Source organism: Pseudomonas sp., assembly GCF_030698175.1.
Classification (GTDB): Bacteria; Pseudomonadota; Gammaproteobacteria; order Pseudomonadales; family Pseudomonadaceae; genus Aquipseudomonas.
The window spans coordinates 74,141-100,451 of the sequence record NZ_JAUYNT010000017.1 but is presented as its reverse complement, the minus strand read 5'-3'; the positions used below and the strand labels follow the sequence as shown (position 1 = coordinate 100,451).

The window sequence follows — 26,311 nt, the reverse complement described above, 5'->3', positions numbered from 1 at the left end:
GTCACAGGATCAAATCACGCAATTCGGCCGGCATAGCACCGGGTTGTTTAATGGCCGCCAGATCCGCGTCCGCCAAGGTATTCCAGGCGTCTTCGTTCCACAGTTGGAATTTATTCAGCTGGCCGACCAGCATCGCGCGCTTGTCGAGCCCGGCGTATTCGCGCAAACGCGGCGGCACCAGGAAACGCCCGGCGCTGTCGAGCTCCAGGTCAACGGCATTGCCAATCAACAAACGCTGCAGGCGGCGGTTTTCTTCACGAAAGGAGGGCAGTTCGCGCAACTTGGCTTCAATCAGCTCCCACTCGGGCAACGGATAGACACTCAGGCAGGAGTCAACAGCATCGATGGTCACAATCAGCTGACCGGCGCAACGCAAAACCAGCTCGTCACGATACCGACTCGGCATCGCGAGGCGCCCTTTGGCGTCGAGACTGATAGCGTTAGCTCCACGAAACACTGCTGCATTCCCCCATTATTAGTTGCTTTCCCTGCCAAAAAACCCACTTCACGCCACTTTTTACCACTTGAGCACACTATAGGAATGCAGCCCCCCAGCGTCAAGGCGCACGAGCGTAGGAAAAGCCTTAGAAATCGGTGATTTAGCCAACAAAAGCGCGGATAAAACGCGAGAAAAGCGCAGCAATATCAAGACGAAAGCGAGCCAATACAGAAGGCTGCGCTCCGAACTTAAAGTGCTTTGTTAAGAGTAAGATTTTTTTGGTCTTAGAACGGCGGGATATGCACACAAGCGGATGAAGTAAAAGGTGGAGAGTCGATCTGTAAGCCGGGTTCTGTCGAGGACAGTCATTCGTCTACGACGTACATCACTGCACGCCTTTAGCAACCTACCCGGTTCCAGCGCGGGCCACGCCAATGGAACCCTATTTGGTCTTGCTCCGAGCGGGGTTTGCCTAGCCACGAACTGTTACCAGTCGCGCGGTGCGCTCTTACCGCACCTTTTCACCCTTACCGGCGCCGAAGCGCTTAGGCGGTTATTTTCTGTGGCACTTTCCGTAGGCTCACGCCTCCCAGGCGTTACCTGGCGCTCTGCCCTATGGAGCCCGGACTTTCCTCCCCCCCTTGCTGTAAACAGCAAGAGGCAGCGACTGTCCAATCGACTCTCCGCCGCCAAGGTTAGCGACTGAAGCCGTCAAGAACAAGCCTAAACGTCTTTCTGCCGATCAAGGGCGGCCTGATAGAGCAGGTTTTTGCGCACCCCGGTAATCTCCGCCGCCAGCGCCGCAGCGCGCTTTAAGGGTAAATCCTGCAGCAACAAATCCAACACTCGCAAGGCTTCGACGCTCAAAGCTTCTTCACCTTCAGGCGCCGGCCAGCCGGCCACCAGCACCACGCACTCACCACGTTGCTGATTAGGGTCGGCGGCCACCCAGGTCGCCAATTCCGACAATGGCAAGCCCTTGAGTGTTTCAAAGGTTTTGGTCAACTCGCGCGCCAGCAATGCTAAACGCTCGCCACCGAACACCAACTGCATATCCTCCAAACACTCAAGAATACGATGCGGCGCCTCATAAAAAATCAGCGTGCGCGGCTCTTCTTTTACCTGCTCCAAGCGCGCTCGGCGACCAGCCGTCTTGGCTGGCAAAAAACCTTCAAAAATAAATCGATCCGAGGGCAAACCCGCCGCCGACAAGGCGGTAATCAGCGCGCTCGGGCCCGGCACCGGCACCACCTGAATACCTGCTGCCCGCGCATTGCGCACCAGGTGGTAACCGGGATCGGAGATCAGTGGCGTGCCCGCATCAGAAATCAGCGCCACATCGGCGCCGGACAGCAAGCGGGCGATAAAATGGCTGCCTTGCTCGCGCTCGTTGTGTTCATGACACGCCGCCAAGGGCGTGCCGATACCGAAGTGCTGCATTAAACGGGCAGAATGGCGGGTATCTTCAGCGGCAATCAGGCTCACCTCACGCAGCACCCGCAATGCTCGAGCGGTGATGTCATCGAGATTTCCAATCGGCGTGGCGACCACATAAAGCGTCCCCGCAGCCGAACTCTGAGCACTGGAAAGCGTCACCACACACACCTCGAGACCGACAAAACGCGCATTGTAGCCCGATTATTGATCAGGCCCTTTGAAGTCTTGATTGAAACTCAAGCTTGCCCTGTTACCGCCTCAGGTAAAACTTCAAACTTCATCGGCGCGAATCAATAGCACCAGTAACATCGCGCTGGTGGCGGGGCTTGGGTACAATTCGCCGCTCATTTGATCAAGTACCAGGGAACCTTTACATGATCGCCGGCTTGCGCACCCTCTGCTTTCTCGGTCTGACTGCTTTACTTGCGGCCTGCACCAGCACCCCCTCGTCCAATTTGGGCGAACTGCCACGCACCCCGCAAGGCAGTATCGAAGAACTGCTGCAGCAAGCCAGCGTCAGCCCACAGGAGCAAGCCAGCGCGCTGTTACTGGCGGCCGCCGACCTGGCCCACCAGCAAAATGATGACGGCCAAGCCGCGCGCATTCTTCAACAAGTGCCACTGGATGGCCTGAAGCCGGCGCAGCAGGTTTTTGCCAGCACCCTCAAAGCCGAGCTGGCGATGGCGCGCAACAAGCCCAAAAGCGCGCTCAAAGCACTGAGCCACCCAAGCTTTGCCCGCCTCAGCGAACTACCGGTCGAACAACAACTGCGCAGTCAACTGGTGCGCGCCAAGGCGCTGGAAGCCAATGGACAAACCCTGGAAGCGGCCCGCGAGCGGGTTTTTATTGCGCCACTGCTCAGCGATAGCGCCGCCAGCAGCAACCATGAGGCGATTTGGGCACTGATCGCCTCACTGCCCACCGAGCAACTGCAAGGCAGCACCGACACCGACCTGACTGGCTGGCTGGAGCTGGCCCGCGCCGCCAAGAGCGCCGGCAGCCCTGAGCAGCAGCAAGCCGCGATCGACGCCTGGAGCAAGCAGAACCCGCAACACCCGGCCGCCAAACAATTGCCGCAAGCCCTGGACAAGCTCAAGCAACTGGCCAGCCAACCACTGACCAAGATCGCCCTGCTGTTGCCACAAGAAGGCCCACTGGCTTCGGTGGCGCAAGCCTTGCGCGATGGCTTTATGGCCAGCTATTACCAGGCTCAGCAAAACGGCCAGAACCCGCCAGCCATTGAGCTGTATGACAGTTCAAAACTGACTTCACTGGATGATTTCTACCGCCAAGCCCAAGCCGCCGGCGTGCAACTGGTGGTGGGCCCGCTGGAAAAACCCCTGGTCAAGCAACTCAACGAGCGCTCTCAATTACCCATCACCACCCTCGCCCTGAACTACAGCGACAATGGCAAACCCGGCCCAGCCGAGCTGTTTCAGTTTGGCTTGTCGGCCGAAGATGAGGCCCGCTCAGTGGCCCGCCGCGCTTGGGATGACGGCATGCGCCGTGCCGTCGCCCTGGTGCCACGCGGTGAATGGGGTGACCGGGTACTGGACGCCTTCCGCCAAAGCTGGCTCGCCGACGGCGGCACCTTGATCGCCGCCGAGCACGTCGATCAACCGGTGCAACTGGCCCAACAGATCGCCGACCTGTTTCAACTGCGCCAGAGCGAGGCGCGCGCCAAACGTCTGCAAAACACCTTAGGCACCAGCATCACCGCACTGCCGGCACGCCGTCAGGATGTCGACTTTATCTTCCTCGCCGCCACCCCGCAGCAGGCGCAACAGATCAAACCAACCCTGGCCTTCCAGTACGCCGGTGATGTGCCGGTGTATGCCACCTCGCACCTGTACAGCGGCAATAGCGGTCAGCCGCAACCGGCTGACCTTAACGGCATCCGCTTTTGCGAGACGCCCTGGCTGCTCGACAGCAATGATCCTCTGCACCAGCAGGTCGTCGCGCAATGGCCACAAGCGGGCGGCAGCCTCGGCCGCTTGTACGCCATGGGCATCGACGCCTATAACCTGGCGCCGCGCCTGAGCCAACTCAAAAGCCTGCCCGACAGCCGCATCGACGGCCTGACCGGCCAGCTCAGCCTGAATAGCACGCAGCGGATTGAACGCCTACTGCCATGGGCCGAGTTTCAAGCCGGCCAGGTGCAGCGCCTGCCCTAATGAGCGATAGCCGCCAGGCCAGCGGCCGCGCCGCCGAACAGCAAGCCCGCAGCCACCTCGAACAACAAGGACTGCGCTTGCTGGCGCAGAACTGGGCCTGCCGGGTCGGCGAGCTGGATCTGGTCATGCTGGACGGCGATACAGTAGTATTTGTCGAGGTTCGTTATCGCAAACACGCCGCCTGGGGCGGCGCGCTAGAGAGCATCGACGCCCGCAAACGCGGGAAAATTAGCGCCGCCGCACAATATTTTTTGCAGCAAGAACCGCACTGGGCCAAACATCCATGTCGTTTTGATGTCGTAGCCATGAGCGCCTCCGCGCAGCCAAGCGAGCGCCTTAACTGGATTCAAAACGCGTTCGACAGCTAATCAGCCACCACTTTTAAGGTCTTTCCTGATGGACATGCAAGCCCGTATTCGCCAACTGTTCCAAGCCAGTATCGACACCAAACTCGTCGCCATGGAGGAGCTGGTGCCCTTCATCGAACAAGCCGGCCAAGTGATGGTGCAAGCCCTGCTCAGCGAAGGCAAGATTCTCGCCTGCGGCAACGGCGGCTCGGCCGGCGACGCACAACACTTCTCCTCCGAGTTACTCAATCGCTTCGAGCGCGAGCGCCCGAGCCTGCCCGCACTGGCATTGACCACCGACAGTTCGACCATCACTTCGATCGCCAACGACTACAGCTACAACGAGATTTTCTCCAAGCAGATTCGCGCCCTCGGCCAACCGGGCGATGTATTGCTGGCCATCTCCACCAGCGGCAACTCGGCCAACGTCATCCAGGCCATTCAGGCCGCCCATGACCGCGAGATGATAGTGGTGGCCATGACCGGCCGCGATGGCGGCGGCATGGCCTCCCTGCTGCTGCCAGAGGACGTGGAAATTCGCGTACCCTCGAAAGTCACAGCACGGATTCAGGAGGTTCACCTGCTGACCATCCACTGCCTGTGCGACCAAATCGACAACCAACTGTTCGGGAGTGAAGAATGATCCGCCCACCTCTGCTTCTCGTCACCCTATTCCTCAGCCTGGCACTGGCCGGCTGCGGGAGTCGCTCGTTCGGCAACAAGATCGACGACCAATTTATCCCCTCTCGCGTCAGCGAAAGCATCGCAAAGGCCAATCCTGGGCTGAGTCAGGGCTCGCATATCGTGGTCACCAGTTACAACGGTGTGGTATTGCTAGCAGGGCAAACCCCCACAGCGGAACTGAAAAGCATCGCCGAACGAGCCGCCCGCACCACATCTGGCGTACGCATCGTGCATAACGATCTCCAGGTGGCTCAACCCTCCTCCGCCCTGGCGCGCAGCAATGACCTCTTGCTGACCACCAAGATCAAGACCCAGATACTGGCAGACAACAGCATTTCCGGCTCTGACATTAAGGTTATTACCGAGAACGGCATCGTCTACATGCTTGGCTTAGTGACTCGCCAACAGGCCAACCTAAGCGTCAATCTGATCCAAGGCGTCGACGGCGTGCAGAAGATTGTTAAGCTGTTCGAATACACCAACTAACCCGCACAACTAAAATCGAGGCACAAAAAAGGCGATCTTCTGATCGCCTTTTTTGTGCCTACTTGACCACCTTCAAACTCGGTCGACCGCTGGGTCTTGGCGGCTCAGTGCCGGCCGGACCATCATTCTCCGGCCCCGCGTCATCGCCAGCTCCCGGCGCGTCCAAATCAAACACCATGCCCTGACCATTCTCACGCGCATAGATCGCCAATACCGCAGCCGCTGGAATATACAGACTTTGCGGCACGCCACCGAAGCGACCCTCGAAACTCACCGCATCATTGCCAAGCTGCAAATGCCGCACAGCACTGGACGAGACGTTAAGCACCACCTGGCCATCATTGGCATAGCCTGGCGGCACCTTAATGCCTGGGTACTCGGCATTCACCAGCAAGTGCGGGGTGCAATCATTCTCGGCAATCCACTCATAGAGTGCGCGAATCAGATAAGGACGATTGGAGTTCATTAGGACTTCCCCTCTTAACGCATATCGCGCTCGGCGCCCGACAAGCTAGCTCGGAACGCCTCACGGGCAAACTGTCGATCCATGTAATCAAGCAGCGGTTTGGCCGGCTTTGGCAGCTCAATACCTAGAATAGGCAAACGCCAGAGAATCGGCAGCAGGCAACAATCGACCAAGCTCAACTCAGTACTGAGAAAGTAAGGCTTATCGGCAAATAGCGGCGAAACACCGGTCAGGCTCTCACGCAATTCTTTACGCGCCTGCACCCGAGCCGGCTCTTTGCTCCGTGGATCAAGGATCAAATCCACGTGCTTACACCAATCGCGCTGAATACGATGAATCAGCAGACGGCTATTAGCCCGCGCCACCGGATACACCGGCAACAGCGGCGGATGCGGGTAACGCTCGTCCAAATACTCCATCACCACCGTCGACTCATACAGCGCCAAGTCGCGATCAACCAAAGTTGGCACGCTGGCGTAAGGATTAACCTCACTCAGCTTGGCCGGGTAACGGCCTGGCTCAACATCGATGATCTCTGCGCTGACACCCTTCTCGGCGAGCACAATACGTACACGGTGGGAATAGTGATCAGCGGGGTCAGAGTAACAGGCCAACCTATTGGTCACGGCCATGATGTCTCTCCTCGCAGTTATAGTTTTTAGTAGCAGAAAAACAAGCGCGCCCGAGTTGGGCGCGCCTGTTCGCAACATAACGGTACAACAGCAGACAGTCTATCAGTGAACGTCCTTCCAGTATTCGCGCTTGAGCAGATAAGCGAAGACAAAGAAGAAGGCCAAGAACAACAGCACGTAAGTACCGATGCGCTCACTCTGCAGTTTTACCGGGTTAGCCGAGTACGCCAGGAAGGTCACCAGATTCTTGATCTTCTCGTCGAACTGCTCAGTGGTCAGCGCACCGGTCTTCGGCAGCACAGTCAACTGATGACAGTCTTCATGGGTAATGGGCGTACCCGTCAGCGTGTCGTATTGCTTATCGCCATGCTCGACGACTTGCACCTGCTTGCAACCGATAACCTGACGACCCTGCAGCTCTGCCAAAACGTTAGGCATACCGACATTCGGGAATGCCTTGTTGTTGACACCCCACGGCCGGGTCGGATCTTCGTAGAAGGTCCGCAGATAGGTGTACAACCAATCGTTGCCGCGCACCCGCGCAACCAGCGTCAGATCTGGTGGTGCAGCGCCGAACCAAACCTTAGCGTCTTGCGGCTGCATGCCGATCTTCATCAGATCGCCAACTTTGGCGCCGGTAAACACCAGGTTATCGAGCATCAACTGATTAGGGATACCCAAGTCAGTGGCAACCCGCTCATAGCGCTGAAATTTAGCGCCATGGCAACCCATGCAATAGTTGGCAAAGGTCTTGGCACCGTCTTGCATCGCCGCCTGATCGGCAACATCGACTTCAACGTGATCCAGTGGGTAGCCAAGGTCGGAACTGGCAAAAGCAAACGCTGGCAGAACAGCGAAAATAAGAGCTGCAAAATGCTTTTTCATTAGCAAGTCACCCGATCCGGAACCGGTTTAGTCTTTTCCATACGCGTATAAAACGGCATCAGGAGAAAGAAGGCGAAATACAGAATGGTGCAAGTCCGCGACATGATAGTGCCCAGATCGGATGGCGACTGCGAACCGTAGTAGCCCAAGATCACAAACGACAGCGCAAACACCAGCATCCAGATCTTGCTCAGCCAACCCTTATGGCGGATCGACTTAACCGGGCTGCGATCCAGCCACGGCAGCACAAACAGAATCGCGATTGCCGCACCCATGGCCACCACGCCCATCAACTTGTCAGGCACAGCCCGCAAGATGGCGTAGAACGGGGTAAAGTACCAAACCGGAGCAATGTGCGCAGGCGTCTTGAAGGCGTTAGCCACTTCAAAGTTCGGCTTCTCGAGGAAGTAGCCACCCATCTCAGGGAAGAAGAACACGATGGCGCAGAACACAAACAGGAACACCACCACACCGACGATATCTTTAACCGTGTAGTACGGGTGGAACGGAATGCCGTCCAGAGGAATGCCGTTAGCATCCTTCTTCTTCTTGATATCAACGCCTTCCGGGTTGTTCGAGCCCACTTCGTGCAACGCCAGAATATGCAGTACCACCAAGCCCAACACCACGATCGGCAATGCGATCACATGCAAGGCGAAGAAGCGGTTCAGGGTGATGCCGGAAATCAGGTAGTCACCACGAATCCACTGAGTCAGGTCCGCACCTATCACCGGAATAGCACCGAACAGGGAAATAATTACCTGCGCGCCCCAGTAAGACATCTGCCCCCAAGGCAACAAATAGCCCATAAAGGCTTCAGCCATCAGCGCCAAGTAGATCAGCATGCCGAACAACCAAACCAACTCACGGGGCTTCTGATAAGAGCCATACAGCAGGCCACGGAACATGTGCATATAAACCACCACAAAGAACGCCGAGGCGCCGGTGGAGTGCAGATAGCGGATGATCCAGCCGTAATCAACATCACGCATGATGTATTCGACCGAAGCAAAGGCCTCTTCTGCCGATGGCGTGTAACTCATGGTCAGCCAGATACCGGTGATGATCTGGTTAACCAGCACCAACAACGCCAAAGAGCCGAAAAAATAGAAGAAGTTAAAGTTCTTCGGTGCGTAATATTTGCTTAGATGCTCTTCCCACATCTTGGTCGCTGGGAAGCGCGCATCGACCCACTCCATGAATTTACTCATCAAGCTTTCTCCTGGTCCACGCCGAGGACGACCACATCCGCCGACTCGTAAGAATGCGGTGGTACCGGCAGGTTCAACGGCGCAGGCTGCGATTTGTACACACGCCCTGCAAGGTCATAACGCGAGCCGTGACACGGACAGAAATAACCACCCACCCACTGCGCGCCAAGGTCAGCCGGCGCAACTTCCGGACGGAAGGACGGCGAGCAACCCAAATGAGTGCACAGACCAACCAAGATCAGAATCCCCGGCTTGGACGAACGAGTTTGTGCATTTACGTAAGTCGGCTGCTCTGATGCTTTCGAGTCTGGATCGGCCAACTCAGCATTGAGCTTGGGCAGCCCCGCCAACATCTCTTCTGTCCGGCTGAGGATAAATACCGGCTGACCACGCCACTCAGCAACAATCTGCTGACCGGGCTCGATCTTGCTGATATTTACCTTAACCGGGGCACCAGCGGCCTTAGCCTTGGCACTCGGGAACCACGACCCCACAAACGGGACCGCAGCACCCACCGCTCCTGCTGCACCAACCACCGAAGTGGCTGCTACGAGGAAGCGACGCCGGCCAGTATTCACGCCGTCATTGCTCATTCAGTCGTCTCCCATCAGCTTTGTGGCCTGTTATTCAGGCGTCTACTAAGTAAATTTCGAACTACGCAAAAAATTTGCTCGATGGTAAAGAAAAGCCCCATACCTGACAAGGCAATAGCTCGATACAAATCCACCGAAAGCCTTGCCAGCCGCGACTTTAGCGGCTGCGGCAAGTTGCCGCAGAACAAATATGCAGATAAAAAAAACGCCCAGTTCCGCGAAGGCCCTGGGCGTTTTTTGAGCGTAGCAGCGAATTAACGCTTCGAGTACTGCGGACGCTTACGCGCTTTACGCAGACCCACTTTCTTACGCTCTACTTCACGTGCATCGCGAGTCACGAAGCCGGCCTTGCGCAGAGCAGGACGCAGCGATTCGTCGTAGTCCATCAAGGCACGAGTAATGCCGTGACGGATTGCGCCCGCTTGACCGCTCACGCCACCACCAGCAACGGTGATGAAGAGGTCGAACTTCTCGACAGTCTCGGTCAACTCCAGCGGCTGACGAACTACCATACGGGCAGTTTCGCGACCGAAGAAATTCTCCAGAGTGCGGTTATTGATCGAGATTTTGCCAGTGCCCGCACGCATGAAAACGCGAGCGGTTGCAGTCTTGCGACGGCCAGTGCCGTAATTTTGAGTCGCCGACATAATGAACTATTCCGTTAAAACTTCAGTTCTTGGGGCTGCTGAGCAGTGTGAGGGTGAACAGCGCCCGCATACACTTTCAGCTTACGGTACATGTCGCGACCCAGCACGTTCTTAGGCAACATGCCCTTAACCGCGGTCTCGAGCACACGCTCTGGCTGCTTGGCGAGCAACTTTTCAAAGTTGATCGACTTGATGCCACCCGGGAAACCGGAGTGCGAGTAGTACATTTTGTCAGTAGTTTTTGCGCCGGTCACACGAATCTGCTCAGCGTTGATGACGACAATATAGTCGCCAGTATCAACGTGCGGGGTGAACTCAGGCTTGTGCTTGCCACGTAGACGACTAGCGATCTCGGTGGCCAGACGACCCAGAGTCTGACCTGCAGCGTCGACGACGAACCAGTCGCGCTTAACAGTTTCCGGTTTAGCAGTAAAAGTTTTCATTCTTTATAGCCTCAGGGGCCGCCCTGAAAATTAGACGGCGGATCTTACTAAATAATGCGGACTTTGACAAGTCAAAGACAGCCGAACACGGACGCTATCGGGGCTCGGGTCATCGCGTCCGTTACGACAAATCAGCGGGCTTGGCATCCCCCGCCGAAAAACAGCTGCGGAATTATGCCGATTGCAGGGAAAAATTCAACCTGAATCGTTATAAATTTAACAAAAGCCCTGCTTTGCTAAGCGCAAAAACAAGGCCAGCGCCCAAGGACGGGCGATTAAAGCTACAGCGAACGGGCAATGATCTCTTTCATGATCTCATTGGTGCCGGCGTAAATCCGCTGCACCCGCGCGTCCGCCCAGGCCCGTGCCACCGGGTATTCCCACATATAGCCATAGCCACCGTGCAGCTGCACGCACTCATCGAGCACCTTGCATTGCAGGTCGGTGCCCCAGTATTTGAGCATCGCCGCGGTCGGCACATCGAGCTTGCCTTGCAGATGCAACTCCAAGCACTTGTCGACAAACACACGGCCGATCTGCACCTCGGTAGCGATCTCCGCCAGCTTGAAGCGGGTATTCTGAAAATCCGCCACAGGCTTACCGAAAGCTTTACGTTCGCGGGTGTAATCCAACGTCCAGCGCAACGCCGCCTCGGCCGAGGCCAGCGCACCGACACCCACGGTCAGGCGCTCCTGTGGCAACTCCTGCATCAAATACGCGAAACCCATACCGGCCTGACCAAGCAGGTTTTCCTTCGGAATGCGCACATCCTGAAAGAACAGCTCGGAGGTGTCCTGCGCCTTCATGCCGACTTTTTCCAGGCGTTTGCCCTTGGTGAAACCCGGTGCATTCGCCTCAACCAAAAACAGGCTGGTGCCTTTGGCTCCGGCTTTCGGATCGGTTTTAGCCACCACCACCACTAGGTCAGCCAGAAAGCCGTTGGTGATAAAGGTCTTCGAACCGTTGATCACATACTCATCACCATCCAGCACCGCAGTGGTTTTCACCCCTTGCAAATCCGAGCCTGCGCCAGGCTCAGTCATGGCGATGGCAGTGACCATTTCACCGGAAACCAACTTGGGCAGGTACTTGAGTTTCAGTGCCTCGGAGCCGTAATGCAGGATATATGGGGCGACTATGTCGGAGTGCAGCGAAAAACCGATACCACTCAGCCCCAGGCGACTGATTTCCTCAATCACCACGGTACTGAAAAGAAAGTCTGCCGCCATGCCGCCGTACTCTTCAGGGATATGCGAGCAGAGCATTCCGGCATCTCCGGCTTTATTCCACAGCGCCCGGTCGATATGACCATCCTTCTCCCACTGCGCATGGAAAGGCACCGCCTCCTGCTCGAGAAATTTGCGCACGCTTTCGCGAAACTGTTCGTGCTCGGAGCTGAAAATAGTTCTGGGGATCATGACGGCACCTAAAGGCAAAGCAGAGGACAAATAACAGCAAGCCGCGACTGTAGGTCAGTCCGCCAACCCATCACACTGGACACATCGGCCAATAAATAAGACGATCCAGCCGTCTACTGACCATCCCCCCCCCCCGAACTCACAAAATAAGAATATTTCATGCCCAGCTCGCCGTCCACGCCACTCAAGCGCGTCAGCATCCTTGCCACCGAAGGGGTCTTTGCCTCGACCCTGCTGCAGGCCAAAGACTTCTTCCACATGGCCAGCCTGCGTTACGGCAAACAACAAGGTCGCGGCCTGACGCCTTCGTTCGAGATTCATCTGGTCAGCCCCGACGACCTGGCGGTGCGCAGCTTCAGCGACGTGGTGATCCCGGTGGATAGCGGCCTGGATGACGCCGACATCATCATCCTGCCGGCCTTCTGGGATGACTTTGACGCCCTCTCGGCCCGCCACCCGCAAGTACTCGGCTGGCTGCGCACACGCCACGCCGCCGGCGCAGCCATTTGCGGCGAAGCCACCGGGGTATTCTGGATGGCCGAAGCCGGGCTGCTCGACGGCAAAGAGGCAACCACCTACTGGCGGTTTTTCCGCGAATTCAGCCAGCGCTTTCCACAGGTGCTGCTGAACCAAGAAAAACATCTCACCGATGCCGACAACCTGTACTGCGCCGGCGGCACCACCTCAGCCTGCGACCTGTACATCTACCTGATCGAGCGCTTTTGCGGCGCTGGCGTGGCGCAAGCGGTGGCCCGCGATATTTTGTATGAAGTGCAGCGCAGCTACAGCCCTGGCCGCATCGGTTTTGGCGGCCAGAAGCTGCATCTGGACGTGTCCATCCTGCAGATCCAGCAATGGCTCGAAGAGCATTTTGCCGAAAAGTTTCGCTTCGAAGATGTCGCCCGCGCCCACAGCATGAGCATCCGCAATTTTATGCGGCGCTTTCAGGCGGCAACCGGCGATAAACCTCTGCATTACCTGCAACGCCTGCGCATCGAAACCGCCAAAAGCTTGCTGTCGGCCACCCGCAAAAGCATCAAGACCATCAGTTATGACGTCGGTTACGACGACGCCAGCTTCTTCGCCCGGCTGTTTCGCCAGCACGCCGGGTTGTCGCCCAATCAATACCGCAAGCAATTTCAGCAACAGGGCGAGTGAGCAACCGCCATCCCTAGGATGGGTTTTGCTCTGCGCCCCACAACCTATGATCGGGCAACCCTCTAGGGCCCACCCAAAAACAACAATAGGTTTATGCCATGCGTAAGTTTCTCTTTGCCGTGCTCGGCCTGTGCAGCCTGAACGCTGTCGCCGACGAAAACTGGAAACCCTTCCCGCAAGACCAAAGCGCCTACGACTATTCCGGCGACAAACTGCGCAGCGCCTGGCCGCAACTGACCCGCGGCTTTGGCGCCAACTACCCCTTCCCGGATGCCGACTGGGTAGTGAAAATGGCCACGCAAAACCCCAAGGCTCTGGAAATGACCGTTAGGGCCGGCACCGGCTTTACCGGCAAGCCCGAAGAAGCCGAGCTCTACGCGGCCAAACTGCAAGACGTCTGGCGCCTGATGTTTCGCGGCGATTTCGCCCAGGCCAAGGCTGACGGCCTCAAACTCGGCGTTGGCGGCCAGGTCCCGGCGATGTTTGCCCAGGTGATCTACGCACTGTTCCTGGCTCCCGACCAAGCCAGCAAACAGCACTTGCTGGAAGAAGTGATCAGCTACACCGACCAAGCCGGCGAGCTGGTCAACGCCGACCCGATGGCGATGTTCGGCCGGGTTTACGCCAAGGCCCGGCTTGGCGAGGAGCTACCGATTGCCGTGGTGCTCAAACGCGGCTACACCAGCGAAATCCCCGAAGAGCTCGATGCCCTGCTGAAAAAATCCCCCAACCAGCCTTACGCCCTGGCACTCTACGGCGGCTACCAAGCCGGCGTGATTCGCAAGGTCGGCGCCTTTGTCGGCGGCATGACCTACGGGGTGGACGCCGATAAGATGGAGCAGTTCTTCGCTCGCTCGTTCAAGCAAGCCAACAACCTACCGATCGGCCACTACGAGTACGCCAACGCCCTGACTTACGTGTACGGCGATGACGAACACGAAAAGGCCCTGGAACAATTAAAACTCGCCGCCTCGCTCAAACCGATCAACGCCATGGAAGCCCTGGAAGTCGCCCACGCCAAAAAGCTGCTGGCCAGCTTCGAGCAAAGCTCAGCCCAACGCTGACAGTTGGGAGTTGGGAGTTGGGAGTAACAAAAAAGGGCTTGCCACTGGCAAGCCCTTTTTCTATTGCAAGCAATCTAGCTGCAAGCCCTAGGGCTTGTGCGGGCGCGACAAGAACTCGTGAGACTGCATTTCCAACAGGCGGCTGAGGGTGCGCTGGAATTCAAATTCCAGCCGGCCGCCGGTGTAGAGGTCTTTCAACGCCACTTCCGCCGACAAAATCAGCTTCACGTTACGGTCGTAGAACTCATCGACCAAATTGACGAAACGGCGGGCCATATCGTCCTTGGCCGAGGTCATTTGCTCGATATTGGAGATCAGTACGGCGTGGTAGATCTTGGCCAGCTCAATGTAATCGTTCTGGCTGCGTGGGCCGTCGCAGAGCTCACGAAAATCAAACCAGGCCACATCGTCGCCGACCTTGCGCGCCACAATCGCGCGATTTTCGATCATCAGCGGCTGGTTTTCTTCGACCACACAATGCTCGGGCAGCAGGCTCTTGAAGCTCTTTTCCAGGCCTTCTTCGGCAGCGGCGTCCAACGGCCAGTGAAACAATTCGGCCTGCTCCAGGGCGCGCAAGCGGTAGTCAACGCCGCTGTCGACATTGACGATATCGGTGTGGATTTTCAGCAAGGCAATTGCCGGCAAAAACCGCGCACGCTGCAGACCGTCCTTGTACAAACCATCGGGAACGATGTTGGAAGTGGCCACCAGGCTCACGCCGTTCTTGAACAGCTCTTCCAGCAAGGTCGCCAGGATCATTGCATCGGTAATATCCGAGACGAAGAACTCATCGAAGCAAATCACCCGGGTCTCAGCGGCAAAGCGCTTGGCGATCAATGGCAGCGGATTTTTCTCGCCGCTGAAGTTTTTCAGCTCTTCATGCACCCGCTTCATAAAACGGTGAAAGTGCGTGCGGGTCTTTTCTTTGAACGGCAAGGCATCAAAGAAGGTATCGACCAAATAGGTCTTGCCGCGCCCTACACCGCCCCAGAAGTACAGGCCCTTGATCGGCTCTTGGGATTTCTTACCGAACAACCCGCTGAACAGTCCCGGCCGGTGCTTGTGCGCCGCCACCAGGTCATCATACAGCCGCTGCAGATGGCGCACGGCCATCTCCTGCGAGGCATCATGGAAGAACTCAGGCCGTTGCAAATCGGCCTGATAGCGCTGCAGTGGAGTCATGTTCGGCAATGAAGGGCCTGCGTGATCGACGATAAAAAACAGGCCGGCACTGTAGCGACGGCCCCGCCGAATGGCAATCGGCAAGGCCTCGCGTGCGACCAAACGGCGTTACTCTTGCGGTTTTAGCGCATCGCGCAGGCTGACCATGGCCGCAGCCAGGCTGGCGGCATCGGCGTAGACCGGGCTCTGCGCCACGCACTCGGCATCCAGCCACAGGCCAAAGCCTTCGCCCTGCTCGCGCAAATCCAGCGGCTCGCCCGATTGCAGACGCTTGCTGACTTGGCCGGCGGCTTTGCCATCGGCAAAGCAGTTGGACAGCAGCAATTGCTCGCCGGCGGCATCCAGCAAGCGGAAGCGAAAGCTGCCATCGTCTTCGCGAAAGCTGACGAAACGGGCGCTCTTGGCGGCTTTTTTCTTCTCGCCAACACCACCCTGCACCTGGGTACGGAACGAGCGCAGGCCAACCGCAGCGCGCAACTCGGCCAGAAATGGCGTCGCCGTTTTGCGCGCCTTGGCGGCGCCCGCCAGCAGAATATCTTCCAGATCATCGGGGCGATTAATCAATGCGCTATAGCGCTCACGGGCCTCGCCCAGCTCGTTATCCAGCAGCCCGAACAAGCGTTGCTTGGCCTCGCCCCAGGCCAAACCACCCAGCAACTCGGCTCGAAACTCGGCCTGCTGCGTTGGGGTGGAGAAAGCCTGGTACAGGGTGAACAGGTTGGAGCTATCCGGATCTTTTGCCTCACCGGGCAACTTGGAGTCGGTGACTATCCGCGCCACCGCCTCCTTCAACTGCTTGGCAGTGCCAAACAGAGGGATGGTGTTGTCGTAACTCTTGGACATCTTGCGCCCATCCAGGCCCGGCAAGGTCGCCACACTCTCCTCGATCTGCGCCTCGGGCAAGGTGAACAGCTCCTTGCCAGCGCCAAACAGATGATTGAAGCGCTGGGCGATGTCACGGGCCATCTCGACATGCTGAATCTGGTCGCGACCGACCGGCACCCGATGGGCATTGAACATCAGGATGTCCGCCGCCATCAGCACCGGATAGCTGAACAGCCCCATGGTCACGCCGGCGTCCGGGTCTTCACCCTCGGCCAGATTTTTATCCACCGAAGCCTTGTAGGCATGGGCGCGATTGAGCAGGCCTTTGCCGGCCACACAGGTCAGCAGCCAGGTGAGTTCCGGGATCTCGGGAATATCCGATTGGCGATAGAAAGTCGCCTTATTGACGTCCAGTCCGCAGGCCAGCCAGGTGGCGGCGATCTCCAGCCGTGAACGCTGAATCCGCGCCGGATCATCGCACTTGATCAGCGCGTGATAGTCGGCCAAAAAATAGAACGACTCGGCATCCGCTTGGCGACTGGCAATAATCGCCGGGCGAATTGCGCCGGCGTAATTACCTAAGTGCGGCGTGCCGCTGGTGGTGATGCCGGTAAGGATTCGTGTGGTCATGACGGGATCGCTTTACTTGAGTAGGCTCAAAGACGGGCAAGCATTAGCTGTTTCAGTTCGGTCAGCTTGCCGTGAAAAAAGTGGCCGCATTCTGCCACTTTCAGCAGCTCATGGGGGCGTTGCAGTGTGTCGACCCAGGCGTACACCTTGGCGGGAGTGACCACCTCATCGTCCATCGGCTGAATAATTGTCAGTTCAGCGTGCTCAGGCAATTGACCCTCAACCGCAAAACGCTCGACCGGCGGCGCCAGCATAAATAGCTGCCGCACGGCCACGCCCTGAGCCTCCAACCGCCCTGCCAGACAGGCAGCGACACAGGAGCCAAAGGAGAAACCCAGCAGCGTCAGCGGTAATTGCGGCTGCTGCGCCAGCAACCAGCGCGCCGCGGCTTCAGCATCATCAATCTCGCCACGACCCTCATCATGGCTGCCGGCACTCTTGCCAACGCCGCGAAAGTTAAACCGCAGCGTCGCTAACCCTGCATCGCGGGCCGTACGTTGCAGGGTGGTGACCACCTTGTTTTGCATGGTGCCGGCGAACAGCGGATGCGGATGACACAGCAGCGCCAGCCCGCGCGCCTCAGGCAGGTCTTGATAGAGGGCTTCAAGGGGGCCGCAGGGGCCATCTATTAACAGTGCAACTTCACCAATCGACAAGGCTTTACTCCGTGACCCCAGCCAGGGTCGACTCGTCTAGCTGACAGCCAGCGGCAAGCCCACACTGGCACACATCAGGCATTGTATTGCGCTATACAGCGCAGGTTTGAGCCGTTAACGTAAAGCAAAGCCACTTTTAGAGGAAGGATTCGTGGAACAGTCGCTCACCACTTGGTTACTCCCAGCCATCGCTCTGCTCACCGGCATTGCCATAGGTTTTTTAATCGCCCGCTTACTGCCCAACGCCGCCCCCGGCCGCACACAAAGGCAGCTGGACGACTTGAAAGAGCGCTTCGACAGCTATCAAGGCGAAGTGGTTAACCATTTCAACACCACCGCCAATCTGGTCAAGCGCATGACCCAGAGCTATCAAGACGTGCAAGAACACATCTCCGCCGGCGCCAACCGCCTGGCCTTGGACGAACTCACCCGCCAACGCCTAATGGCCGCACTCAATAGCGATGATGGCTACAGCGCGCCCCGCGAGCGCCTGACGCCACCGGCCAACAATGAAATGCCGAAAGATTACGCGCCAAAACCCGACGACAGCCCCGGCACCCTCGACGCCAACTTCGGCCTGAAAAGCAAAAAACCCTAAGCGGCGCCGCTTAGTTAAATCAATAAAAAAACCGCCTGGCTAGGCGGTTTTTTTATCGCGCACGAATCAGATCGCGTCGTGGCTACGCAACAACTCCAGCACCATCTTGACCCCTTCGTCCACCGAAGTGGCCTGGGTATCGACCACCAGATCGGCGTCCAGCGGGATGTCGTAGGCAAATGACTCGCCCGGAATGTTGTCGCCAGCGGCGGCGTACAGCCCTTGCGGATCACGCTCGCGGCACACCTGCGGCGAGGCCTGCACATAGACAGTCAACAAGCGCTCGGCACCGATGATCGCGCGGGCCTGCTCGCGACCCTCGGCATCCGGCGCCACGAAGGCGGCCAGAGTCACCAGACCAGCGTCATTGAAGTGCTTGGCCACCTGGGCGGCACGCCGCCAGTTTTCACGGCGCCCGGCACGGTCTTGAGCCAGGCCCTTGTTGACATCCTGACGCAGGCACTGACCATCGAGCATATACACCGCACGACCCAGATCAAACAACTTGCGCTCCACCGCGTAGGCCAGGGTGCTCTTGCCGGCGCCTGACAGGCCGCTGAACAACACGCTGACCGGCTGCTGACCGAAACGCAGTGCGCGCTCCTCAGTCGACACATGGGCCAGCGCGCCATGATGGCCGCCGCCTTGGCCGCCAACCGGAGCCGCGATGATCATGCCGGCGCCAACGGTGCCGTTGGTCAAACGGTCGATCACAATAAAGGCGCCGGTGGTGCGGTTGCTAGCGTAACCGTCAAGGGCGATAGGTGCGTCCAGCGCCACCTTGACCTTGCCGATTTCGTTCAACTGCAAGCTACTGGCCGGGCCTTCTTCCAGGGTATTTACATCGACCCGGTTATGGATGCTGGCGATTGAGCCCGGCACATAACTGGTGGCGCGCTTGATGTCGTACTTCTTGCCCGGCAGCAACGGCTCTTCGCTCATCCACACCAGCATGGCGTCGAAGCTATCGGTCACTTGTGGCTGATTGTCGGCATGCACCAACAGATCACCACGGGATACGTCGATCTCGTCTTCCAGGGTCAGGGTCACCGCCTGGCCTGGGCCGGCGTGCTCCAACTCACCGTCGAAGGTGACGATGGACTTAATCTTGCTGCCCTTGCCCGACGGCAGCACGATGATTTCGTCGCCCTTGCGCACGATGCCACTGGCCAGGGTGCCGGCGAAACCACGGAAGTTCAGGTTCGGACGATTGACGTACTGCACCGGGAAGCGCAGGTCGGTGAAGTTGCGATCACCGGCAACTTCCACCGTCTCGAGAATCTCCATCAGCGACTGGCCGCTGTACCAAGGCGAACGCTCGCTCTTGTTCACCACGTTGTCGCCTTTGAGCGCCGACATTGGCACGAAGTACAACGAGCTCGGTTTGAGCGCAATGCCTTCGGCAAAGGCCAGGTAGTCGGCCTTGATTTGCTCGAACACCGCTTCATCGAAGCCTTTCAGGTCCATCTTATTGATGGCCACGACTATATGCTTGATGCCCAACAACGAGGCGATAAAGCTGTGGCGCTTGGTCTGGGTCTGCACGCCGTAACGGGCATCGATCAAGATAATCGCCAGGTCGCAGTTCGACGCGCCGGTGGCCATGTTGCGGGTGTACTGCTCATGGCCCGGCGTATCGGCGATAATGAACTTGCGCTTGGCGGTACTGAAATATCGATAGGCCACATCGATGGTGATGCCCTGCTCGCGCTCGGCTTGCAGACCATCGACCAGCAGCGCCAAATCGATGTCTTCACCGGTGGTGCCGACTTTTTTCGAATCTTTAGTGATGGCTTCCAGATGGTCTTCGTAGATCATCTTCGAGTCATGCAGCAGGCGCCCAATCAGGGTGCTCTTGCCGTCGTCGACGTTGCCGCAGGTGAGAAAGCGCAACAGCTCTTTGCGCTCGTGCTGCGCCAGGTAGGCCTGGATGTCTTCGCTGATTAAATCGTCTTGGTGCGACATATTAAAAATACCCCTGACGCTTTTTATCTTCCATCGAACCGGCACTGTCATGGTCAATCACCCGACCTTGGCGCTCAGAGGTTCGAGCCAGCAGCATTTCCTGAATGATGTCGGTCAGGGTGGTCGCCTCAGACTCTACCGCGCCGGTCAGCGGGTAGCAGCCGAGGGTGCGGAAACGCACCATCTTCTTGACGATACGGGCCTTTTCCTCGTCAGTGAGGTGCTCAAGGATGCGCTCATCATCGATCATGATCAGGGTGCCGTTCTTCTCGATTACGTCGCGCTCGGCGGCGAAATACAGCGGCACAATTGGAATGCCTTCCATATAGATGTATTGCCAGATATCCAGCTCGGTCCAGTTCGACAGCGGGAATACCCGAATCGACTCGCCCTTGTTAACTTTGCCGTTGTACACGTTCCACAACTCGGGGCGCTGGTTCTTCGGGTCCCAACGGTGCTTGCTGTCGCGGAAGGAGTACACGCGCTCTTTGGCCCGGGATTTTTCTTCGTCGCGGCGCGCGCCACCAAAGGCGGCATCGAAACCGTACTTATCCAAGGCTTGCTTCAAGCCTTCGGTTTTCATGATGTCGGTGTGCTTGGCGCTACCGTGGGTAAAGGGATTGATGTCCTGCGCCACGCCGTCAGGGTTGATATGGGTAATCAACTCCAGACCGTATTCCTCAACCATTTTGGTGCGGAACGAGTACATTTCTTGGAACTTCCAGCGGGTATCGACATGCATGACCGGGAACGGCAGCTTGCCGGGGAAGAACGCCTTGCGCGCCAGATGCAGCATCACGGCGGAGTCTTTACCGATGGAATAGAGCATCACCGGGTTATCAAACTCAGCGGCGACCTCGCGGATGATATGGATGCTTTCCGCCTCCAACTGTTTCAGATGGGTCAATTTGTCGAGCATGGCTACTCACGATAGGCAAAAGGACGGCCGCTAGGCCTTGGAAGATGGGCGCACTTTATCACAGCATCATCGTCTAATCAGGCGAGCTTCTAGACCTAAAAGTTCTAGTCATATGCCGCTAAATCAAAGCGCAACACTGAGCTAAATCGGGTTCGGGCAATCAATAAACAGGTGTTCGATGGCAAAGCGCCGCGCCAGATAGTCGCCCAAGGCCTGCACCCCATAACGCTCGGTGGCGTGGTGGCCGGCGGAGATAAAACTAATGCCGTTTTCCTGGGCGCTGTGGAAGGTTTGCTCGCTGGCCTCGCCGGTCAGGTACAGATCCACCCCGGCGGCAATCGCCTGGTCGATATACCCCTGACCACCGCCAGTGCACCAGCCGACGCGATGAATCAAGCCGGGGCCCTCGACCAGCAGCGGCTCGCGCCCCAACACCTCATGCACTCGACGAGCAAAATCGCGCGGGGTCATGGGTTCGGCCAGGCAACCAATCAAACCAACACAGCTGGAATCATGGGCATCCAACGGACCCTCGATGATCAAGTCGAGCTGACGGGCCAGCTGCACGTTATTGCCCACCTCCGGATGCACATCCAGCGGCAGGTGATAGGCCAGCAAGCTGATGTCGTTAACCAGCAGGGTTTTCAAGCGGCGCTGTTTGATGCCGACCACGCAGGGGTTTTCGCCTTTCCAGAAATAACCGTGATGCACCAGCAGCACATCGGCTTCCAGCTCAACCGCCGCATCCAGCAACGCCTGACTGGCGGTTACCCCGCTGACAATCCGCCGCACCTGCGGCCGCCCCTCTACCTGCAGGCCGTTGGGGCAGTAATCTTTGCTGCTGGCAGCTTGCAGATAGCGCTCAGCTTCTTCCACCAGGGTAGTCAGGGCAATGGCCACGTAATACATACTCCCAAAGTCAGGTTGTAGAAATGCCTAACGGCGCTAGTGATACAGCAGCCGCGCTCTCTATAATGGCGCCACCTTAAGCGGCGCTCTTCGCCCCCGCAACTATCAGGATTCACCTCAATGCCCAAGGCCCTGCGCTTTTACGGTTGGCCGCTGCTGGTTGGCGTGCTGCTGGCGCTGCTGATTATCCAGCGCTATCCCGAGTGGGTTGGCCTGCCCGAGCAGGATATCAACCTGCGCCAAGCCGCCACCAGCGTGCTGTCGCAGCAAGGTCCGGTGTCTTATGCCGACGCAGTGAGCAATGCCGCTCCAGCGGTGGCTAACCTCTACACCACCAAACTGGTCAACAAACCCACTTCGGCACTGACCGACGACCCGCAGTTCCAGCGTTTTCACGGCGATGATTTGCCCAAACAGCGGCGCATGGAGTCGAGCCTCGGCTCGGCGGTAATCATGAGTCCGGAAGGTTATTTGCTGACTAACAACCACGTTACTGCCGGCGCCGACCAGATTGTGGTGGCGCTCAAAGATGGCCGTGAAACCATGGCACGGGTGATCGGCAGCGACCCGGAAACCGACCTGGCAGTACTGAAAATCGACCTGGCGGATCTACCCGCCATCACCCTGGGCTACTCAAGCAAGATTCAGATTGGCGATGTGGCGCTGGCCATCGGCAACCCGTTCGGCGTCGGCCAAACCGTGACCATGGGCATCATCAGCGCCACCGGGCGCAATCAACTGGGCCTGAACACCTACGAAGACTTTATCCAAACCGACGCGGCGATTAATCCGGGCAACTCTGGCGGCGCCCTGGTGGATGCGCTGGGTAACCTGGTCGGTATCAACACCGCGATTTTCTCCAAGTCCGGCGGCTCACAAGGCATTGGCTTCGCCATCCCAACCAAGCTGGCGCTGGAGGTGATGAACGCCATTATTGAACACGGCCGGGTGATTCGCGGCTGGCTGGGTATCGAGGTGCAACCGCTGACGCCGGAACTGGCCGAATCCTTCGGCTTGGAAGGACGCCCAGGGATTGTGGTCGCCGCGGTCTACCGTGACAGCCCGGCGGCCCATGCGGGCCTGCAACCCAGCGACATTATCTTGAGCATCGACGGTGCGCCGGCCGGCGATGGCCGCAAGAGCATGAACCTGGTCGCTCAAGCCAAACCCGGCGACAAGGTCAGCATCCAAATCTTGCGCAACGGCCAAACACTGGAGCTGATTACCGAAATCGGCGTGCGCCCGCAACTAAGCACCGCACCTAAGCAGGACGCTCCCAACTAAAACGGCGCCTGCACAGGCGCCGCTTCACTTCCCACTTCCCACTTCCAATCCAAGGCTTAAACCAGGCACTCTCGCAGCGCGTCAACCAGCGCCTGATTCTGCTCCGGCGTGCCTATGCTGATGCGCAGAAACTGCTCGATCCGCGCCTGTTTGAAGTGCCGCACTATCACCCCATGCTCCCGCAACCCGGCCGCCAATTCGGCCGCGTCCCGCTGCGGATGGCGAGCAAAGATAAAGTTCGCCGCCGATGGCAATACCTCAAAGCCTTGCTGCTGTAACTCCAGCACCAGCGCCTCACGACTGCTGATCACTTGCTGGCAGGTCTGGGCAAAATAGGCCTGATCGTCAAAGGCGGCCGCCGCGCCGGCGATGGCGATGCGATCCAATGGATAGGAGTTAAAGCTGTTCTTGATCCGCTCCAGGGCCTCGATCAAATCGGGATGGCCCACGGCAAAGCCAACCCGTAGGCCGGCCAGGGAGCGGGACTTGGACAGGGTCTGAGTCACCAGCAAGTTCGGGTAGCTAGCCACCAGGCTGATCACCGAAACGCCGCCGAAATCGATATAGGCCTCATCCACCAGCACTACTGTGTCGGGATTACCCTTGAGCAACTGTTCAATCGCCTCCAGCGCCAGCAGGCAGCCGGTGGGTGCATTGGGGTTGGGGAAGACGATGCCGCCATTCGGCCGCTGATAGTCTTCGACGCGAATTTGGAAGTTGTTATCCAGCGCTATCGCCTCGAACGGGATGCCGTACAGGCCGCAATAGACCGGGTAAAAGCTATAACTGATATCCGGGAACAGTAGCGGTTGGCCGTGCTGAAACAGACCATGAAAGGCGTGGGCCAGTACCTCATCGGAACCGTTACCGACAAACACCTGCGCCGTTGGCACGCCGTAATAAGTCGCCACCGCCTGCTTGAGCCGGTCGCTGTTCGGATCGGGATACAGGCGCAGATCGTCACTCAACTCGGCGCGCATCGCCGCCAAGGCCAACGGCGACGGGCCGTAGGGATTCTCGTTGGTGTTCAGCTTGACCAGCTTGGCCAATTTCGGTTGCTCGCCTGGCACGTAAGGCACCAGCGTCTTGACGAAGGGACTCCAGAACTTGCTCATACCGACGGCTCCGACTCAGGCGCGATGCGGTATTCGGCGCTGCGGGCGTGGGCGGTCAGCGACTCGCCACGGGCCAGCACCGAGGCGACTTTGCCCAGCTCCGAGGCACCCTCGGCCGAGCAATGGATAATCGACGAACGCTTCTGGAAGTCATAGACCCCCAGCGGCGAGGAGAAGCGCGCGGTGCCCGAGGTCGGCAATACGTGATTGGGACCTGCGCAGTAATCGCCCAGGGCTTCGGCGGTGTAGCGCCCCATAAAGATCGCGCCGGCGTGACGAATCTGCGGCAACCACTGCTCAGGATTGGCCACCGACAACTCCAGGTGTTCCGGTGCGATGCGGTTCGCCACTTCGATGGCCTGGCCCATGTCGGCCACCAGAATCAGCGCGCCACGGCTGCTGAGGGAGGTGCGGATAATCGCTTCGCGCTCCATGGTCGGCAGCAATTTGGCGATGCTGGCCGCCACCTTATCGAGGAATTCCGCATCGGGGCTGAGCAGGATCGACTGGGCATCTTCGTCGTGTTCGGCCTGGGAAAACAGGTCCATGGCGATCCAGTCCGGGTCGGTCTGGCCGTCACAGATCACCAGAATCTCCGACGGCCCGGCGATCATGTCGATGCCAACCTTGCCGAACACATGGCGCTTGGCAGTGGCCACGTAGATATTGCCGGGGCCGACGATCTTGTCCACCGGCGGCACGCTCTCGGTGCCATAGGCCAGCGCGGCTATCGCCTGGGCGCCACCGATGGTGAAGACCCGGTCGACGCCGGCGATGCAGGCCGCCGCCAGCACCATTTCATTGATCTCGCCGCGCGGGGTCGGTACCACCATCACCACCTCGGCCACGCCGGCAACCTTGGCCGGGATCGCATTCATCAACACCGAGGACGGATAGGTCGCCTTACCACCCGGCACATAGAGGCCGGCGCGATCCAGCGGCGTGACCTGCTGACCGAGTACGCTGCCATCGGCTTCGGTGTAGCTCCAGGAGCCCTGCTTTTGCCGCTCGTGGTACTGCCGCACACGCTCGGCGGCCAGCTCCAGGGCGCTACGCTGCTCAGGAGTAATGCGGGTCAAAGCCAGCTCGAGGCGCTCGCGGGGCAAAATCAAATCAGCCATGGAGCTGACGCTCAAGCCATCGAAACGTTGGGTAAACTCCACCAGCGCCGCATCGCCACGCTCGCGCACCGCCGCAATGATCTCCAGCACACGCTGATTGACCGACTCATCGGACACGCTTTCCCAGCTCAGCAGATGATCCAGATGACCGGCGAAGTCTGGATCGGCAGCGTTGAGTCGGCGAATAGCAGTGGCAATAGTCATGGCAGCTCTCAATAAATGTGCGGTTATGCAGACGTAGCTTTCTCGGACAGGATAAGGCTAACAAGCCCACTCCATGGATGCCCGAGGAATTTAGCCACAACAAAGATAGGTATACCGAACGGGCTTCGGCAGTGCCGCCATCCTTGGCGACGGAGCGGCAGGACGCCGCATAGGATTAAGCTTGGTGTCGCGACTCTACCGCTTGGCGCAGGGTATCGATCAGCGCCTGGATGCGGGCGTGCTGCATTTTCATCGAGGCCTTGTTGACGATCAGCCGCGAGCTGACGTGGGCAATCAGCTCTTGGGCTTCCAGGCCATTGGCGCGCAAGGTGTTGCCGGTGTCCACCACGTCGATGATTTTATCGGCCAAACCCACCAACGGCGCCAACTCCATGGAGCCGTAGAGTTTGATCACATCAACCTGACGCCCCTGAGCGGCGTAGTAAGCCTTGGCCACATTGACGAACTTGGTCGCCACCCGCAGCCGGCCTTTGGGCTCAACCGCACCGACGGCGCCGGCGGTCATCAACTTGCACTTGGCAATCTGCAGGTCCAGCGGCTCGTACAAGCCCTGGCCGCCGTATTCCATCAAGACGTCTTTGCCGGCCACACCAAGGTCGGCGGCGCCGTGCTCGACATAGGTTGGCACGTCGGTCGCGCGCACTATCAGCAGGCGCACATCGGGCTGGGTGGTGGCGATAATCAGCTTGCGGCTGGTATCCGGATTCTCGGTCGGCACTATGCCGGCCGCCGCCAGCAGCGGCAGGGTATCGTCGAGAATCCGACCTTTGGAAAGGGCGATGGTTAGCATGGTCGCAG

Annotated in this window: 27 protein-coding genes and 1 other RNA gene; 8 read left to right on the top strand and 20 right to left on the bottom strand. The window is 58.4% G+C overall.

The genetic code is table 11. The annotated features are described in order from the left end of the window. Window position 1 precedes the first annotated feature (1 nt). The 3 genes from mraZ to rsmI form a co-directional block, all read right to left on the bottom strand. Window positions 2-457 carry a division/cell wall cluster transcriptional repressor MraZ gene (gene mraZ, locus Q8R10_RS08290; protein ID WP_305652758.1) on the bottom strand — a complete coding sequence of 152 codons (456 nt, stop codon included), beginning with the start codon at window positions 455-457 and terminating at the stop codon, window positions 2-4. A gap of 307 nt (window positions 458-764) precedes the next feature. Continuing rightward, window positions 765-1,122: RNase P RNA component class A (rnpB, locus tag Q8R10_RS08285), an RNA gene on the bottom strand. A gap of 40 nt (window positions 1,123-1,162) precedes the next feature. Further along, window positions 1,163-2,035: a 16S rRNA (cytidine(1402)-2'-O)-methyltransferase gene (rsmI, locus tag Q8R10_RS08280; protein ID WP_305652756.1), complete on the bottom strand. Its 873-nt coding sequence runs from the start codon at window positions 2,033-2,035 to the stop codon at window positions 1,163-1,165. A 215-nt stretch (window positions 2,036-2,250) separates the two neighbouring features. On the opposite strand from rsmI, the gene Q8R10_RS08275 reads away from it, so the two are divergent. From Q8R10_RS08275 to Q8R10_RS08260, 4 genes are read left to right on the top strand one after another with little or no spacing between them, the layout of a single operon-like run. After that, window positions 2,251-4,050 carry a penicillin-binding protein activator gene (locus Q8R10_RS08275; protein WP_305652755.1) on the top strand — a complete coding sequence of 600 codons (1,800 nt, stop codon included), beginning with the start codon at window positions 2,251-2,253 and terminating at the stop codon, window positions 4,048-4,050. Further along, complete coding sequence (locus Q8R10_RS08270; RefSeq protein WP_305652753.1) at window positions 4,050-4,418, top strand: YraN family protein; 369 nt, start codon at window positions 4,050-4,052, stop codon at window positions 4,416-4,418. The genes Q8R10_RS08275 and Q8R10_RS08270 overlap by 1 nt, the downstream gene beginning before the upstream one ends. 28 nt (window positions 4,419-4,446) lie before the next feature. Further along, window positions 4,447-5,040, top strand: a complete 594-nt coding sequence (locus Q8R10_RS08265; RefSeq protein WP_305652751.1) for a phosphoheptose isomerase — start codon at window positions 4,447-4,449, stop codon at window positions 5,038-5,040. After that, entirely contained in the window at window positions 5,037-5,567 is a 531-nt protein-coding gene (locus Q8R10_RS08260; protein ID WP_305652749.1) for a BON domain-containing protein, read from the top strand. The genes Q8R10_RS08265 and Q8R10_RS08260 overlap by 4 nt, the downstream gene beginning before the upstream one ends. Window positions 5,568-5,625: 58 nt before the next feature. Here the strand turns inward: Q8R10_RS08260 and Q8R10_RS08255 are convergent, their stop codons facing one another. From Q8R10_RS08255 to Q8R10_RS08220, 8 genes are all read right to left on the bottom strand, one after another. After that, window positions 5,626-6,033, bottom strand: a complete 408-nt coding sequence (locus Q8R10_RS08255) for a ClpXP protease specificity-enhancing factor (RefSeq protein ID WP_305652747.1) — start codon at window positions 6,031-6,033, stop codon at window positions 5,626-5,628. A gap of 14 nt (window positions 6,034-6,047) precedes the next feature. After that, window positions 6,048-6,665 (bottom strand): glutathione S-transferase N-terminal domain-containing protein, encoded by a 618-nt coding sequence (locus Q8R10_RS08250; RefSeq protein WP_305652746.1) that lies wholly within the window; start codon window positions 6,663-6,665, stop codon window positions 6,048-6,050. A gap of 102 nt (window positions 6,666-6,767) precedes the next feature. Next, window positions 6,768-7,550: a cytochrome c1 gene (locus Q8R10_RS08245; RefSeq protein ID WP_305652745.1), complete on the bottom strand. Its 783-nt coding sequence runs from the start codon at window positions 7,548-7,550 to the stop codon at window positions 6,768-6,770. Then, window positions 7,550-8,761 (bottom strand): cytochrome bc complex cytochrome b subunit, encoded by a 1,212-nt coding sequence (locus Q8R10_RS08240; RefSeq protein ID WP_305652743.1) that lies wholly within the window; start codon window positions 8,759-8,761, stop codon window positions 7,550-7,552. Before Q8R10_RS08240 ends, Q8R10_RS08245 begins: the two co-directional genes overlap by 1 nt. Further along, window positions 8,761-9,354: a ubiquinol-cytochrome c reductase iron-sulfur subunit gene (gene petA / locus Q8R10_RS08235; RefSeq protein ID WP_305652741.1), complete on the bottom strand. Its 594-nt coding sequence runs from the start codon at window positions 9,352-9,354 to the stop codon at window positions 8,761-8,763. The genes Q8R10_RS08240 and petA overlap by 1 nt, the downstream gene beginning before the upstream one ends. 254 nt (window positions 9,355-9,608) lie before the next feature. Continuing rightward, a complete protein-coding gene (rpsI, locus tag Q8R10_RS08230) occupies window positions 9,609-10,001 on the bottom strand; it encodes a 30S ribosomal protein S9 (protein ID WP_305652739.1) in 393 nt (130 codons plus the stop codon). Between the two features lie 14 nt (window positions 10,002-10,015). Then, entirely contained in the window at window positions 10,016-10,444 is a 429-nt protein-coding gene (rplM, locus tag Q8R10_RS08225) for a 50S ribosomal protein L13 (protein WP_305652737.1), read from the bottom strand. 281 nt (window positions 10,445-10,725) lie between these two features. Continuing rightward, window positions 10,726-11,862, bottom strand: a complete 1,137-nt coding sequence (locus Q8R10_RS08220) for an acyl-CoA dehydrogenase family protein (protein WP_305652735.1) — start codon at window positions 11,860-11,862, stop codon at window positions 10,726-10,728. Between the two features lie 258 nt (window positions 11,863-12,120). On the opposite strand from Q8R10_RS08220, the gene Q8R10_RS08215 reads away from it, so the two are divergent. Both Q8R10_RS08215 and Q8R10_RS08210 read left to right on the top strand, forming a co-directional pair. Then, complete coding sequence (locus tag Q8R10_RS08215; protein ID WP_305652970.1) at window positions 12,121-13,020, top strand: GlxA family transcriptional regulator; 900 nt, start codon at window positions 12,121-12,123, stop codon at window positions 13,018-13,020. A gap of 98 nt (window positions 13,021-13,118) precedes the next feature. Beyond that, window positions 13,119-14,084: a hypothetical protein gene (locus Q8R10_RS08210; protein ID WP_305652733.1), complete on the top strand. Its 966-nt coding sequence runs from the start codon at window positions 13,119-13,121 to the stop codon at window positions 14,082-14,084. Window positions 14,085-14,171: 87 nt separating this feature from the next. Here the strand turns inward: Q8R10_RS08210 and zapE are convergent, their stop codons facing one another. From zapE to Q8R10_RS08195, 3 genes are all read right to left on the bottom strand, one after another. Continuing rightward, window positions 14,172-15,266, bottom strand: coding sequence for a cell division protein ZapE (zapE, locus tag Q8R10_RS08205; protein WP_305652968.1), 1,095 nt, complete (start codon window positions 15,264-15,266; stop codon window positions 14,172-14,174). Between the two features lie 108 nt (window positions 15,267-15,374). Continuing rightward, window positions 15,375-16,721, bottom strand: a complete 1,347-nt coding sequence (locus Q8R10_RS08200) for a tryptophan--tRNA ligase (protein WP_305652731.1) — start codon at window positions 16,719-16,721, stop codon at window positions 15,375-15,377. A 26-nt stretch (window positions 16,722-16,747) separates the two neighbouring features. Further along, the gene (locus Q8R10_RS08195; RefSeq protein ID WP_305652729.1) at window positions 16,748-17,377 is read right to left on the bottom strand and encodes an alpha/beta hydrolase; all 630 of its coding nucleotides are present in this window, start codon (window positions 17,375-17,377) and stop codon (window positions 16,748-16,750) included. 151 nt (window positions 17,378-17,528) lie between these two features. Here Q8R10_RS08195 and Q8R10_RS08190 point away from each other — a divergent pair, with 151 nt between their 5' ends. After that, window positions 17,529-17,975: a YhcB family protein gene (locus Q8R10_RS08190; RefSeq protein ID WP_305652727.1), complete on the top strand. Its 447-nt coding sequence runs from the start codon at window positions 17,529-17,531 to the stop codon at window positions 17,973-17,975. Window positions 17,976-18,041: 66 nt separating this feature from the next. Here the strand turns inward: Q8R10_RS08190 and cysN are convergent, their stop codons facing one another. The 3 genes from cysN to Q8R10_RS08175 all read right to left on the bottom strand — a co-directional run bounded on the left by cysN (window position 18,042) and on the right by Q8R10_RS08175 (window position 21,759). Next, the gene (gene cysN / locus Q8R10_RS08185; RefSeq protein ID WP_305652725.1) at window positions 18,042-19,940 is read right to left on the bottom strand and encodes a sulfate adenylyltransferase subunit CysN; all 1,899 of its coding nucleotides are present in this window, start codon (window positions 19,938-19,940) and stop codon (window positions 18,042-18,044) included. Between the two features lies 1 nt (window position 19,941). Continuing rightward, on the bottom strand, window positions 19,942-20,859 hold the full coding sequence (cysD, locus tag Q8R10_RS08180; RefSeq protein WP_305652723.1) for a sulfate adenylyltransferase subunit CysD: 918 nt from the start codon (window positions 20,857-20,859) through the stop codon (window positions 19,942-19,944). Window positions 20,860-21,000: 141 nt separating this feature from the next. After that, window positions 21,001-21,759, bottom strand: coding sequence for a Nif3-like dinuclear metal center hexameric protein (locus tag Q8R10_RS08175; protein WP_305652721.1), 759 nt, complete (start codon window positions 21,757-21,759; stop codon window positions 21,001-21,003). Window positions 21,760-21,888: 129 nt separating this feature from the next. On the opposite strand from Q8R10_RS08175, the gene algW reads away from it, so the two are divergent. Then, window positions 21,889-23,052, top strand: coding sequence for a Do family serine endopeptidase AlgW (gene algW, locus Q8R10_RS08170; protein WP_305652720.1), 1,164 nt, complete (start codon window positions 21,889-21,891; stop codon window positions 23,050-23,052). Window positions 23,053-23,108: 56 nt separating this feature from the next. Here the strand turns inward: algW and hisC are convergent, their stop codons facing one another. From hisC to hisG, 3 genes are all read right to left on the bottom strand, one after another. Further along, entirely contained in the window at window positions 23,109-24,167 is a 1,059-nt protein-coding gene (gene hisC, locus Q8R10_RS08165) for a histidinol-phosphate transaminase (protein ID WP_305652718.1), read from the bottom strand. Continuing rightward, on the bottom strand, window positions 24,164-25,492 hold the full coding sequence (gene hisD, locus Q8R10_RS08160) for a histidinol dehydrogenase (RefSeq protein WP_305652716.1): 1,329 nt from the start codon (window positions 25,490-25,492) through the stop codon (window positions 24,164-24,166). The genes hisC and hisD overlap by 4 nt, the downstream gene beginning before the upstream one ends. Before the next feature lie 175 nt (window positions 25,493-25,667). Further along, complete coding sequence (hisG, locus tag Q8R10_RS08155) at window positions 25,668-26,303, bottom strand: ATP phosphoribosyltransferase (protein ID WP_305652714.1); 636 nt, start codon at window positions 26,301-26,303, stop codon at window positions 25,668-25,670. Between the last annotated feature and the right edge of the window lie 8 nt (window positions 26,304-26,311).